Genomic DNA, 12,957 nt, shown 5'->3' on the forward strand with positions numbered 1-12,957 from the left:
GGCTTTTTCGATAAGCTGAGCTAAATCAGACCGTCGTCTGATTGTTGTCAGGCAGTCTCGTCCGGCGTCGCTTCGTCGTCAAAGAGCACGCGCACGGAGGGCGTGTAGTCATCCTCATATTGCCCGGAGCGCACCGCCCACAGAAAGGCTCCCAGGAACGTGAGCGCCACGCAGAGGCTGATGCCGATAAGCAGGAAGATGATGGTCATGAGTTGGATTGCGTTAAACGTGCCGAGACGCAATATTTTGCGTCTCTGCGTTGCTGATGTTGTTTATTCTGCGCAGTAACGGTCGTTCAACGAGGAGACGCAAAATATTGCGTCTCTACCTCGTTCAGTTGGTCACAGGCCGCGCCGCCAGGCGGCCAGGCGCACCAGCAGGGTGGCAAACACCATCACGCTCAAGGAGCTGATGGGCATGAGAATGGCCGACACGATGGGCGTGAACTTGCCCTGCACGGCCAGCCCCAGCCCGATGCCGTTGTAGCAAAACGACAGCACAAACGTGGCCAGCACCACGTGCAGGCAGTCTTTCGAGAAATGGAGAGTGGTGGCCAGCTGCCCGAAGCTGCCGGCTTCCAGGATGCCGTCGCAGGCGGGGGAGAAGTTGCTGAGCGTGTCGGTGAGGGCAATGCCGGCGTCGGCCTGCTGCAGGGCGCCGGCGTCGTTCAGGCCGTCGCCCACCATCACCACGGTGCGGCCCTGCTGCTTGAGCCGGGCGATGTAGTCGAGCTTCTGCCCGGGCGTTTGGTGGAAGTGCAGCTCGGCGTGCGGGCCGAACAGGCCGCGCAGGCGGGCGGCTTCGGCGTCGTTGTCGCCCGAGAGCACGGCGAGGCGGTAATGCTGGCCGAGGGCAGAAAGCACGCTGCGCAAGTCGTTGCGGTACACGTTGCGGAAAACGTAGCAGCCCGCGGGACCATCTTCAACACGCACAAACACCTTAGACTGCAGCGCAGCCGCAGGTTCGGAATTTTCTGTTGTGGGGGCCGCGCCCACGAAGGCCGCGGAGCCCACGCGCACCTCCCGGCCGCCCACGAAACCGCGCAGGCCCTGGCCGGGCACTTCGGCAAAATCAGTCACAGCCAGGGCGTTGGCGGGCAGCTCCGCCGCCAGCCGCTGGCTGAGCGGGTGGGTGGAGTGGCGCACTACGGCGGCCACGGCTTCCTCATGGCTAGGGAAGAGGGCCGGCCCCACGTATTCCACCGCTGAGCGTTTCACGTCGGTGAGCGTGCCGGTTTTGTCGAATACGAGGGTATCGGCGCGGCCCAGGGTTTCGACCACGGCGGAGTTCTTGAGGTAGAATTTGTGGCGGCCCAGCACCCGCAGCGCCGCGCCCAGCGCAAACGGCGTGGCCAGCGACAGCGCGCACGGGCAGGCAATGACCAGCACCGACGTGAAGGCGCGCAGGGCCATGTGCGGGTCGCGCGGGTACCAGTAAGCCACCGCGCCCAGGGCCAGCAGCAGCGTGAGCGCCACGAAGTAGCGGCCCACGTTGTTGGCGTAGGTTTCCAGCGAAGCCTTTTCTTCCTTCTGAAAAGCCGGGTTGTTCCAGAGCTGGGTGAGGTAGCCCTGCGACACCTCGCGCACCACTTCCAGCTCCACGGCCTCGCCCATCTGCCGGCCGCCGGCGTACACGGTTTCGCCGGCTGCCTTGGCCACGGGTACGCTCTCGCCCGACACAAAGCTGTAGTCAATCTGGCCCTGGCCGCGCAGCAAAATGGCATCGGCCGGAATGATTTCCTGGTGGCGCACCCGAATGCGCTGGCCGGCCTTTAGCTCCTTCACCGACACCGACTGCTCGCTGGCTTTGGTGAGCAGCGTCACGGCCACGGGGAAGTAAGAGGCGAAGTCGCGGTCGAAGCGCAGGGCGTCGTAGCTGCGCTGCTGCACCCATTTGCCAATCAGCATGAAGAACACCAGCCCCGTGAACGAGTCGAAATAGCCCGGCCCGCGCTGCGTCACGACCTCAAACACGCTGGTCACAAACAGCGCCGTCAGGCCCAGGCTGATGGGGAAGTCGAGGTTGATGTAGCGCTGCCGCAAGCCCTGCCAGGCCGACTGGTAGAAGCCCCGCGCGCTGAGCAGCAGCACCGGCAGCGCCAGCAACAGGCTCAGCCAGCCAAAAAAGCGCCCAAACGTGCTTTGCAGCTGCTGGGTGAAGGAAAAATACTTCGGCAGCGCCAGCAGCATCACGTTGCCGAAGGCGAAGGCTGCCACGCCCAGCTGGTAGTACAGCAGGCGGTTGCCGCGGTGGGGCTGCGCGCCCAGCTCGGCCAGCGTAATCTGCGGCTCGTAGTTGATGGCGGCCAGCAGCTTCACCACTTCCTTCAGGGACGTGGCCTCTGGCTGGTAGCTGATGCTAAGCTCTTTGCGCAGAAAATTGACCCGCGACGCCGTGATGCCGGCATTGAGCTTGAACAGATTCTCCAGCAGCCAGATGCACGAAGCGCAGTGCATCTGCGGGATGCTGAGCGTGAGGCGCGCCAGCGTGGGCGAGCGAAACGCCAGCAACTGGGCCTGCACGCTTTCCGAGTCGAGGTAGTCGAAGCGGCCGGGCAGCTCCACTGCCAGCACCTTCTGGCCGGCATGCTCGTCGAGGCGGTAATAGGTGCACAGGTTGCTGGCGGCCAGTAGCTCATACACGGCCCGGCAGCCCTGGCAGCAGAAGCTTAGCGCTGGCTCCTGGGTTAGCTTGATGGGCTCGTCGGGGCAGGCGTCGCCGCAGTGGGCGCAGGCGGTACGGGGCAGGGGGAGGGCAGGCGCAGGGGCGAGAGTGGGCACGGACAGGCAGGAAAATGGGCAACCGCAAAGCTCCGGCCGCCCGCTTCCGGCCAGGCTGACCAACGTCAGCCCCGGTCCTGATATTTTTCAGCCGGCCTGGCCGGGGGCACCCCCACCTTTGCGGCATTGTTGCCGAAGGTGGGGGTGCAGCCGAACTTCGGCTTCACCTTGTTGCCTTATATGCTACCGCGCACTCAGTCTCCCGGCTCCTGAGCCTGCCAGTGGGCCACCTGGAGCCGTCCCTCGCTCATCCGCAGCACCAGTTGGCCTGATTAATCCCGCATTCCCGCCCTCGCTATGACGCCCACCCGCCCCGACATCACCACCGAAGCCGACGTGAAGCGGCTCGTCGATACCTTCTACGCCAAGGTCAACCAGGACGCCCTGCTCGACCCCATTTTCAACGGTTTTGCCCAAGTCGACTGGCCCCGGCACCTGCCCAACATGTACGATTTCTGGAGCGGCCTGCTGCTGGGCACCGGCCGCTACCGGGGCCGCCCGTTTCCCAAGCACGTGCCGCTGCCCATCGACGCCAGCCACTTCCAGCGCTGGGTAGCCTTATTTCTGATGACCGTCGACGAGTTGTTTGCCGGCCCCACCGCCGAAGAAGCCAAACTGCGCGGCCAAGCCATCGCGCAGGTGTTCGAAGCGCGGCTGCGCGCGCGGGGCCCGCTTTCGGTGCTGTAGGCCGTGTGGGCGGTAAGGACGTGTGGATGACAAGAAAAAGAGCGTCATGCTGAGCGAAGTCGAAGCATGACGCTCTGGATAGACGCCCTGACAACTGCCCGCGGGCGTTGGCAAACTGGGTTTCTATAAGCGCCGCGGCGCCTACCAGTTGGGTTGGCGCAGCTTGTCGGGCTGCAGCACCCGAATGCCCTGGCCAGTTTGCTCAATCAGCCCGTCCTGCTTGAATTCGGTCAGGGTGCGAATGAGCGACTCCGGCGCGATGCCCACCACGGCGGCCAGGTCGTCGCGCGAGAGCTGCACGGCCACTTCGGCGCCGTTGGCCTGCTCGTGCAGGCGCAGCAGGGTGGTGGCCACGCGGCGGCGCAACGAGTCGTAGGCCATGCCCAGCAGCTGCTGTTCCCGCTCGTTCACGCGGCCGGCCAACAGGCGCACAAACTGCTGGCCCACGGCCGGATGGCGGTGCAGCAATTGCGTAAAGTCCTCTTGCGGAATGTAGAGCAGCACCGCGTCGTCGAGCACCACCGCCGAGTCGGCGTGCGGGCGCTGCTCCAGCAGCGGCAGGTAGCCCAGAAACTCGCCCGGGCCGTACACGCCCGTTATCAATTCCTTGCCGCTGGCGCTGCGGCGCACGGTTTTCACCCGGCCGCTCTGCACGAAGTACAGGCGCGTGGCCTCGTCGCCCTCGCCGTAGAGCTCCTGCTTTTTGCGCAGGGCGTGGGGTTTGCGGTCGGCGGTGAGGCCGGTGAGGTGGCCCACGGCCGTGGCGTCGTCCAGGAACTGGTGCAGGCCGCCGGGCTGCTGCAGGTCGTAGTCGGGCCGCAGCTGGTGGAAGCGGGCCAGGCGGCTGCGCACGGCGCTCAGCAGCTCGGTTTCCTCAAAGGGCTTGGTGAGGTAGTCGTCGGCGCCCAGGTCCATGCCGCGGCGCAAGTCGGCGCGCTCGGTTTTGGCGGTGAGGAAGATGAAGGGCACGCCCTTGAGCTGGGGGTTCTGGGTGAAGATGTGCAGCACGCCGTAGCCGTCGAGCACGGGCATCATGATGTCGCACACCACCAGGTCGGGCCGGGTGGCCAGGGCCTTTTCCACGCCGATTTTGCCGTTTTCGGCGGTCAGCACCTCGTAGCCGGCCAGCTCCAGAATTTCGGCCGTGTTTTCGCGAATCAGGTCGCTGTCCTCAATCAGCAGAATTATTTCCATGGGGCAGGGTGATGGTGACGGTGGTACCCACGTTCAATTCGCTGTGCAAGGCCACGGTGCCGCCCAGTAGCTCCAGGTACCGGGCCACAATATAGAGGCCCAGGCCGGTGCCGGGCAGGTTGGCCGCGTTGCGGGCCCGAAAAAACCGCTCAAACAGGTGCTCCTGGTCTTCGGCCGAGATGCCCACGCCCCGGTCCTGCACGCTGAGCGTGAGCCAATGGTCCTGGGTGGTGGCGCGCACGGTCACGGTGGTGTGCTCGCCGGAGTATTTCAGGGCGTTGCTCAGCAGGTTCACCAGCACCTTGCGCAGCAGCGAGGCGTCGGTCCAGAGCGGCGTCACGCCGTGAAACTCGGGCTCGATGCGCTGGCCGGGCTTGCGCAGGCCTTCGGCGTCGGCAATGGCTTCGCGCAGCAGCGCGGGCAGGTCCACGCGCGCGGGGTGGGCCTCGATGCGCCCGTCCTCCAGTTTGCCCACCGACAGGAATTCTTCCAAAATGTCGGTGAGGTGCTTCACCGACGTCCGGATGCGGTCGAGGTGGCGCTGGCGCTTGTCCTGCTGCTCGGCGGCGGGGTATTTCTCGATGAGCGTGGCCGAGGTGAGCACCGCCGTGAGCGGCGTCCGGAATTCGTGCGAGGCCATGCTCACGAAGCGCGACTTGAGCTCGCCCAGCTCCTGCTCGGCGGCCAGGGCCTGGCTCAGCTCGCGGGTGCGGCGCTCCAGCTGGGCCAGGGTGGTTTCGAGGTCGCGCGTGCGCTCGGCCACCTTCTGCTCCAGCTCGGCGTTGAGGGCGGCCACCTGCTGGTGCTGGGCCAGCAGCTCGCGCTCGGCTTCTTTCTTGAAGGTGACGTCGATGATGTAGGCCACCGCGAAGAGCTCCTCGTCGAGCCGGAAATAGCTCAGGCTGATTTCGACCGGAAACACCGAGCCGTCCTTGCGGCGGGCCAGCAGGTCGCGGTTGTGGCCCATGGCGCGGGCCGCGGGGTGGGCGTTGAAGGAGTTGCGCAGCTTCTCGTGGTAGCCGCTCACGGCGCGGGGCACCAGCACCTCGATGCGCTCGCCCAGCAGTTCCCCGTCGGGGTAGCCAAACAACTGGCGGGCCTTCTCGTTGGCGAGCACAATATCGCCGGCCCGGTTGCACATGATGATGCCGATGGTGGCGTGGCTCACCACCGCCTCGAAGCGGCCCACGCTTTGGGCCAGGCGCTGCTCGGCGTGGTGCAGGGGGTCGATGTTGGTGAGGCGCACGAGGAAATACGGGTGGGTTTCCACCGTCAGGCTGGTGAGCTCGACCCGCGCCCAGAATGTTTCGCCCGATACCCGCCTGATTTCGACTTCGTATTCGTGGTAGCCCTCGCGCAGCACCCGGTCGCGCAGCTCGGCCCACCCCGCGGCCGAGAGCCGTTCCGAGCGGAGGGTGCGGTTGGGGTCGGCGTACAGCGCCTCGGCCGAGGGGTAGCCCAGCAGCTGGTAGCCCGCCGTGTTCACGTGCGTAAACCAGCCCTGCTCCACGTGGTAGAGGCCCACAAACTCCTTGGCCTGCTCAAAAAGAATGTCAGTCAGGGGATTTCGATACAGCGTGGCGGGCATACAGCGGGGCCGGCAGGTGCCTGGGCCAGCGGCAATTTCCGAAAACATTTGAAAACCCCGCGCCCAAGTGCTGGTTCCCACTACATGCGCGCGGCCTCTGCGGTAGGCTTGCCATAATTATTTCCATTATTCCAAGGATGTCCCACGCTTGGAATCTTAAGGTTGATTCAGTTCGTATAGCGCAGCATTACCATCTCTCACCCTAAACTCTAACACCATGATTACGAAAACTTTCTTCGCGGCATTGGCCCTGACCGGTGCCCTCGCAGCTCCAGCCTTCGCCCAGGATGGCAAGTCCAAAAGCGACGCCGAAAAGACCAAGACCACGGCCGATGGCATGACCACCAAAACCAAGATGGCCGACGATGGCAAGATGAAGGTCAAAGGCAAATCCGACGCCGGCGACAAGATGAAGGCCAAAACCAAGCCCCGCCAGGGCGACGCCATGGGCGGCAGCATGTCGACCACTACGACCTCCACCTCCACCTCCGGCGTGATGGTGGGCGGCGCCATGATGACCCCCGATAAGGACATCGTGGACAACGCCGTGGGCAGCGCCGACCACACCACGCTGGTGGCCGCCGTGAAAGCCGCCGGCCTGGTGGAAACGCTGAAAGGCTCCGGCCCCTTCACCGTGTTTGCGCCCTCCAACTCGGCCTTCGACAAGCTGCCCGCCGGCACCGTGAACTCGCTGGTGACGCCCGAAATGAAGCCCACGCTCACCAAAATTCTGACCTACCACGTGGTGCCCGGCCGCCTCACCGCCGACCAGCTCTCGAACGGCCAGGTGCTGACCACCGTGGAAGGCGAGCAGCTGACCGTGATGAAAAGCGGCAGCAGCGTGATGCTGAAAGACGCCAAAGGCGGCATGGCCACCGTCACCATCCCCAACGTGATTTCGAGCAACGGCGTGACCCACGTCATCGACACCGTGCTGATGCCCGCCAAGTAACGGGAACAAGCCCACAAAAAAGCCCCGCCGTGCTACACGGCGGGGCTTTTTTGTGTTCTCGCTTCTCTTTATTCAATCATCAACCGGCGGCCCACCGTGCGGCCATCGGCCAGGGTGAGGCGCACCGTGTACACGCCCGGGGCCAGGGGCGGCAGCGGCAGCGTGGGCTGGCCGGCCTGGGCGGCGGGCTGCTCCCACACGGTGCGGCCCACGGCATCGAGCACGGCGGCGCGCGCAAAGCCGGGACCGGCAATGCTCACCGGGCCGTGGGCCGGGTTGGGGTAGAGGCTGTAGGCCGCGGCTTCGCGGGCCGAGGCCGAAGCGGTGGTCACAGTGTTAGTCATCACCGGGCGCATCATGAGGGCGCCGCGGCGGGGCGCCAAGCGCACCGAGTCCCAGACCCCTACGCTGCTCCGGTTCCAGAGGTAGCCGGGCGGAAAGGAGTTGTTAACGTCCAGTCCGTAAGGCAAGTCGCGCGACCCCGGCGGCTGCAGGTAGCCCACGTAAACGGTGCCACTGACCGGGACGGGCTGGTCAAAGTTTATCTGGAAATAGTCGAGCGCAGCGGTGGTGGGCGCAACGGCCGGGATGGTAACGGTCTTGGTGGCCCGCGGCGTGGCGGCAGGTTTGCCGCCGTTGTCGTCCCACACCCCAATGGTGACGGAGCGGGAGCCAAAATCCGGGGTCGCCGTGCCCGTAATGAAATTGTTGCCAGGGTAAACGGGGTACAGGCGCAGGCCCCCCACGTGGTCGGGCTGGTTGAGGTCGATTCGGTAAGCGTAGGACACCGCCTGCCCGGATGGCAACGCCGGCAGGCTTATGAAGCGCTCGGCGGTGCCGTCGTCGTAGGCGTAATAGTTGTTCAGCTCCACGTCGCGCGAGATGGTATCGTTGGGCAGGGCCCGCGGAATGTCGCGCGAGTTCAGGGCCAGGGTGTAGCGCAGGCGCTTGGCGGCGGCCGTGTTGGGAATGGGCTGGGCCGTGGCCGGGCCCACCTGCGGGTACTGCCGCTGCCGGGCCGGAATCGGCGACTGGCTTTGCAGCCAAGTGCCCACGGTGGCGCCGGTGCTCAGGTCGCGCACTGTGCCCAGCACGTCGATGGGGCGCGGCAGGTTTTTTTCGAGGTTGGTCAGGTTCACGCCCAGCGCGGGGTTGAGTTCACTGGTGGGCGAAGCGGCCGCGTTGAACTGCCACACCGGCATGGCCGTGAAGCGCCGCAGGGGGCTGCGCAGGCCGCCCGAGGGGTTGCCGTTCACGAGGCCGGCGCCGGTGGCCACGTCCACAAACACGGTGTCGGTATCGAGAACGCCGGTGCGGTTGCGGTCCAGCACCACGTAGTCGATGCTGAAGTTGTCGCTGTTGTCGGAAGCATTGCCCGTGGCCACGAACATGAACTGGAAGCCGCCGTGCAGGTATTGGGTGTTATTCAGGTTGATGAGCTGCTGGCGGAAGCCCGTGCGCACGCGCTGGCTGTTGTAGCTCCAGGCCGGCACCCAGGTGCCGGAGGTATTTTTCAGAAACAGCTCCAGCTTCACCGGCGTGCTGCTGGTGTTCAGGTTGGGGGCCGAGCCGATGCTGCCGGCTTGCCAGGCAAAGCTCAGGTACACGCCGCTGCTGGTGGTGAGGCCGCTCAGGTCGATGGGCTGCGATTTCAGCGAATCCAGCGTGCCGTAGCTCACGCCGATGCTGCCGCTGTAGCTCAGGCCGTTGGCCTTGAGCCCGTCGAGGGTGGCGGCGCCGCGGGTAAGCGGCGCCAGGGCCAGGCGGTTGCTCACGTAGGCGCCGCCCCGAGAATCCCAGTTCGTTGCGTTGGGCGGGCCTTCGAGGGGCGAGGTGAAGTCGTCGAAGAAGGGCAGCGGCAGGGCGGCGGTGCGCTGCAGCGCCGCCGGGGCCTTGGCCGGAATGAAAGCCGCCCGGGCGGGGTCGGCCGAGAGCGGCCCGGAAGGCGCAATGACCTGGCCCGACGCCGCTGCCGAAACCAAAAGAAACGCCGGCAACAACGAGCGGCAGTACGTGCGGAAGGGTGTCATCATACCAGTAGGAAAAGTGGGTTGCAGTCTCAACGCCAACGCCCGGGTGCCCGAAAAAAGTGCGTGAGGGCCAGCTTATTTCGCCACCCAGATGTCCACAATCTGGCCCGTGCGGATGGTGGCGTCGGGGCCGGGCACGGGGCGCTGGCGCACCACGGTGCCGGCCACCTGGCCTTCTTCGGCGGGCTGCTCAAACACCTCGCCTTTCTGCAGGCCCTGGCCGTCGAGCAGCGTGAGGGCTTCGTCGACGGGCATGTTGATGAGGTTGGGCACGGCAAAGGTTTGGTTGCCCTGGCCGTCGCCCACCACCAGGTCCACGGTGGTGCCTTTGGTCACGGGCGCGCCGGGCTTGATTTCCTTGCCGTTCACCAGCTGCTTCAGCACCTGGCCCGACGCCAAATCAGGCACCAGCTGAATCTGGCCGGCCACCAAGTCGTAGCTCTTCAAAATCAGCATGGCCGTTTTGGAGGAAATGCCCGTGAGGGTGGGCATTTTAATCACCGGCGGGTTTTTCATGCTCACCTGCAGGTAGATTTTGCGGCCCTCCTTCACCTTTTCGCCCGGCAGCGGGTCCTGCACCAGCACGGTGAAGGGGCGCACGTTGGCGCTGTAGCTGGAGTCGTCCACGAAGTAGGCCAGCTTGCGGTCGTCGAGGTATTTTTCCAGGTCGGCCACGTTCATGCCCGTTACCTTGGGCACCGTAATGGTTTCGCCGTGGTGCGTGCTCATGGGCAGGTACACGTAGAAAAAGCCTAGCACCAGCAGCAGGCCCACCACGCCAATCAGCACCAGGTGCTTCACCACGTCGAGCGGAGAATCAGAAGAAAAGAAAGACATTGGGAATAGCAGAGAAACAGTTTTACAACCCAAAGAACGTCATGCTGAGCTTGTCGAAGCATCTCTACCGCAGTAGTAAATGTTTACTCTCGCGGTAGAGCTGCTTCGACAAGCTCAGCATGACGTTCAATTTGTGACTAATGAGTTGCCGGCACGGCCCTGGCCGCCCGCGCCTTGCCAAACTCCAGAATGCGGTCGATGAACTGGTAGGGCGTGTAGCCGGCCAGCGCCGTTTGGTGGAAAATGCAGGTGGCGGGCGTCATGCCGGGCAGCGAGTTGACTTCGATGATGAGCACCTCCACTTCACCTTCCTGGCGCACGCGCACGAAGGCATCGATGCGGGCGTAGCCCTGAATATCGAGCACTTCGGCCACGCGGCGCAGCACGGCCTTCACCTCGTTGGAGATGCGCTGGCGCTCCACGGGGTCGGCGTCGTAGCGGGCGGGGGTGATGTTCTGGCCTTCGCCGGCCAGGAACTTCTCTTCCAGGCTCAGCACCTCGCCGGTGGCCAGGGCCTCGCTGGCCTCAAACACTTCGATGTCGAGCTGGCCGTCTTCGTCATAGCTCGTGAGCAGGCCGCCCGTGATTTCCAGGAAATGCGCGGCGCCGTCGCGGCCAATCAGCGTTTCGACCAGGAAGGCATCCTTGCGCGGAAATTCCTCTTTGAAGCCCAGGCTCAGCACTTCGGCCGGGCCGGGCATCAGGTCTTCCTCGCTCCGGAAGATGAGCTGGCTGAAGGCTTCCAGCTCTGCGCGGTTCTTAATCTTCTTCACCGCCGAAGAGCAGCCGTCGTCGGCGGGCTTGGCAATGAAAGGGTAGGGGAACTGCGTTTCGAGGCTGCGGTAGAAGCTTTCGGCGTCGGCCTGCCACTCCAGCTTGTGGGCCATGCGGTGGTCGGCCACGCGCAGGCCGGCGTCGCGCAGGCGCTGGTTGGTTTCAAACTTGTTGATGGTGACGCTGCTGCTGGCCACGCCCGAGCCGTTGTAGGGCAGGCCGTACTTCTCCAGTTGCTGCTGCAGGGCGCCGTCCTCGCCGGGGCGGCCGTGCAGGGCGATGAACACCTCGTCGGCCAGCTGGGCCAGCTCCTCAAACGAGATGCGGCGCGGCTGGGCCAGCGCCTGCCCGGCGTAGGTGCTGGTAATCACGCTGGCTTCCTGCCGAATGCGGGCCAGAATGGGGTGCGGGGCTTCGCCGGCTTCGGCGTGCTCAATCTTCTCGCGGATGTCGTCGGCGTTGTCTTTCAGCATCACGTTCACGGGCAGCACGTAGAGCTTGTGCTCGTCGGCGGAGCCCGTGAGGAACACCGGCACCGGCGCGTACTTGGCCGAGGAGCTGAGCTTCTCGTAGATGTTGCGCCCGCTTTCCACCGAAATGTGGCGCTCCGACGAGTAGCCGCCCATAATCACGGCCACGCGAATGCGCTCGGTGGCTTCGTGCTGGCGGCCGGCCACGGCTGTGTCCAGGCGCCCGAGCAGCTGCGCCAGCTTCACGGGGCGCAGGCCGGCCCGGCGCCGGGCGGCCAGCGAGGTGCGGATGAGGTAGGTGAGAAACTGCGACGGGTTGAGCCCGATTTCGGCGGCCTGGTGGAAGAAGAACGAAGCCGGCAGCATGCCCGAGGTCGTGTTCGGGTCGTTGAGAAACAGCCGGCCGTCGTGGGCCACGAAGCCATCCAAACGCGCGTACACCTGGAAGCCGAACGTGCGGAACATCTCCTCGCAGGCCTTGCGGATTTCCTGAATCTGGTCTTCGGGCAAATCGATGGGCGTGACCTTGCGGGCCAGGCCGGGCAGGTACTTCGAGCGGTAGTCGAACATCTCCTCGCCCTTCACAATCTCGGTGGGCGGCAGCGCCAGCGGCAGACCGGTGGGGTCTTCTACCACAATGCAGCTGAACTCGCGGCCCGCCACGAAGCTTTCCACCAGCACCTGGGTTTCGCCGTCGATGTTGGTCAGGCGCACCTGCTCGGCCGTTTCCAGCCGCTCGGTGAGGGCGAAGAGCAGGGTTTCGGGGTGGTAGATGGGCGCCGTTTCGTCGTCGAACACCACGGGCAGGCCGATGCCTTCGCGGATGTCGGTGAGGTGCTGCACCCAGGCCAGCCGGTCCTGCTCGCCCAAGCGCTGCCACTCGTCGCGCGTCACAACTTTGCGGAAGAGGCTGCGCTCCATGGCGGCCTCGAACTTGGGCAGGCTGTCGTCCTTCAGAATGCTCACGCCGATGCTGGAGCCCTGGCGCGGCGCCTTCAGCACCAGCGGCAGGCCCAGCTCGCGCACCAGGTAGGCGAGGGTGGCGGCGTGGTCGGTGCTGTCCCATTCCTCGGCTTTGATGACGCGGAACGTGGGCGTGGGGCGGCCCAGGGCGTGCAGCAGGTTCTTCTGCGCAATCTTGTCGATGCCGAAGGCCGAGGGCAGAATGCCCGAGCCGGAGTAGGGGATGCCCAGCCACTCCAGCATGCCCTGAATGGCGCCGTCCTCGCCGCCCGGCCCGTGCAGGGCCAGAAAGGCGAAATCCATCAGCTGAGGCAGCTCCTCGGCTTTCACCTCGCGGCCCACCTTGGCAATGGCGTGGAAGCGGGCTTCGTGGTCGAGCTCGCCCAGGCTCTCGATGTACACCTGCAAATGGTGCAGGGACGGCGGCTGCGAGCTCACCGGCGGGTAGAAATCCCGGATGGTGCCTTTATAGATGTACTGCCAGTCGAGCAGAATGAATTGCCCCAGGCTGTCGATGAAGATGGGCACGGGCTGAAACAGCGCCTTGTCCAGGTTATCAAAGACGGTGCGGCCGCCGGCGAAAGAAATTTCCCGCTCGCGCGAAGTGCCCCCGAAAAAAATGCCAATTTTCATAAGTCCTGCAAAGGTAAGAAGGCCGTCGCGCGTCGTGGCGCGCCCGGCG

Annotated in this window: 9 protein-coding genes; 2 read left to right on the plus strand and 7 right to left on the minus strand. The window is 65.0% G+C overall.

The window, feature by feature from the left end; translation table 11 throughout:
• Positions 1–47: 47 nt before the first annotated feature.
• Together ccoS and IC234_RS09400 are read right to left on the minus strand one after the other, a co-directional pair.
• Positions 48–209, minus strand: coding sequence for a cbb3-type cytochrome oxidase assembly protein CcoS (ccoS, locus tag IC234_RS09395; RefSeq protein ID WP_190923801.1), 162 nt, complete (start codon positions 207–209; stop codon positions 48–50).
• A 132-nt stretch (positions 210–341) separates the two neighbouring features.
• Positions 342–2,780 carry a heavy metal translocating P-type ATPase gene (locus IC234_RS09400; protein WP_317173349.1) on the minus strand — a complete coding sequence of 813 codons (2,439 nt, stop codon included), beginning with the start codon at positions 2,778–2,780 and terminating at the stop codon, positions 342–344.
• 297 nt (positions 2,781–3,077) lie between these two features.
• Here IC234_RS09400 and IC234_RS09405 point away from each other — a divergent pair, with 297 nt between their 5' ends.
• Positions 3,078–3,467 (plus strand): group III truncated hemoglobin, encoded by a 390-nt coding sequence (locus IC234_RS09405; protein WP_190923803.1) that lies wholly within the window; start codon positions 3,078–3,080, stop codon positions 3,465–3,467.
• A 141-nt stretch (positions 3,468–3,608) separates the two neighbouring features.
• On the opposite strand, the gene IC234_RS09410 is transcribed toward IC234_RS09405, so the two are convergent.
• Both IC234_RS09410 and IC234_RS09415 read right to left on the minus strand, forming a co-directional pair.
• Positions 3,609–4,661 (minus strand): response regulator, encoded by a 1,053-nt coding sequence (locus tag IC234_RS09410; protein WP_190923806.1) that lies wholly within the window; start codon positions 4,659–4,661, stop codon positions 3,609–3,611.
• On the minus strand, positions 4,639–6,249 hold the full coding sequence (locus IC234_RS09415) for a sensor histidine kinase (protein ID WP_190923809.1): 1,611 nt from the start codon (positions 6,247–6,249) through the stop codon (positions 4,639–4,641). The genes IC234_RS09410 and IC234_RS09415 overlap by 23 nt, the downstream gene beginning before the upstream one ends.
• A 445-nt stretch (positions 6,250–6,694) precedes the next feature.
• Between IC234_RS09415 and IC234_RS09420 the strand changes: the two genes are divergently transcribed.
• Positions 6,695–7,201, plus strand: a complete 507-nt coding sequence (locus IC234_RS09420) for a fasciclin domain-containing protein (protein ID WP_223827622.1) — start codon at positions 6,695–6,697, stop codon at positions 7,199–7,201.
• Positions 7,202–7,269: 68 nt separating this feature from the next.
• Here the strand turns inward: IC234_RS09420 and IC234_RS09425 are convergent, their stop codons facing one another.
• The 3 genes from IC234_RS09425 to IC234_RS09435 form a co-directional block, all read right to left on the minus strand.
• The gene (locus IC234_RS09425; protein ID WP_190923813.1) at positions 7,270–9,234 is read right to left on the minus strand and encodes a hypothetical protein; all 1,965 of its coding nucleotides are present in this window, start codon (positions 9,232–9,234) and stop codon (positions 7,270–7,272) included.
• 72 nt (positions 9,235–9,306) lie between these two features.
• Positions 9,307–10,068: a PASTA domain-containing protein gene (locus tag IC234_RS09430; RefSeq protein ID WP_190923816.1), complete on the minus strand. Its 762-nt coding sequence runs from the start codon at positions 10,066–10,068 to the stop codon at positions 9,307–9,309.
• A 137-nt stretch (positions 10,069–10,205) separates the two neighbouring features.
• Positions 10,206–12,908: a D-alanine--D-alanine ligase family protein gene (locus tag IC234_RS09435; protein ID WP_190923818.1), complete on the minus strand. Its 2,703-nt coding sequence runs from the start codon at positions 12,906–12,908 to the stop codon at positions 10,206–10,208.
• Positions 12,909–12,957 lie beyond the last annotated feature (49 nt).

Origin of the sequence: Hymenobacter armeniacus, assembly GCF_014699055.1 — a bacterium.
GTDB classification, from domain to species: Bacteria; Bacteroidota; Bacteroidia; order Cytophagales; family Hymenobacteraceae; genus Hymenobacter; species Hymenobacter armeniacus.

Coding starts and splice junctions, on each gene's coding strand:
- IC234_RS09425 (WP_190923813.1), bottom strand. CDS start 9,234: ATGATGACACCCTTCCGCACGTACTGCCGCTCGTTGTTGCCGGCGTTT.
- IC234_RS09410 (WP_190923806.1), bottom strand. CDS start 4,661: ATGGAAATAATTCTGCTGATTGAGGACAGCGACCTGATTCGCGAAAAC.
- IC234_RS09405 (WP_190923803.1), top strand. CDS start 3,078: ATGACGCCCACCCGCCCCGACATCACCACCGAAGCCGACGTGAAGCGG.
- IC234_RS09420 (WP_223827622.1), top strand. CDS start 6,695: ATGGGCGGCAGCATGTCGACCACTACGACCTCCACCTCCACCTCCGGC.
- IC234_RS09415 (WP_190923809.1), bottom strand. CDS start 6,249: ATGCCCGCCACGCTGTATCGAAATCCCCTGACTGACATTCTTTTTGAG.
- IC234_RS09430 (WP_190923816.1), bottom strand. CDS start 10,068: ATGTCTTTCTTTTCTTCTGATTCTCCGCTCGACGTGGTGAAGCACCTG.
- ccoS (WP_190923801.1), bottom strand. CDS start 209: ATGACCATCATCTTCCTGCTTATCGGCATCAGCCTCTGCGTGGCGCTC.
- IC234_RS09435 (WP_190923818.1), bottom strand. CDS start 12,908: ATGAAAATTGGCATTTTTTTCGGGGGCACTTCGCGCGAGCGGGAAATT.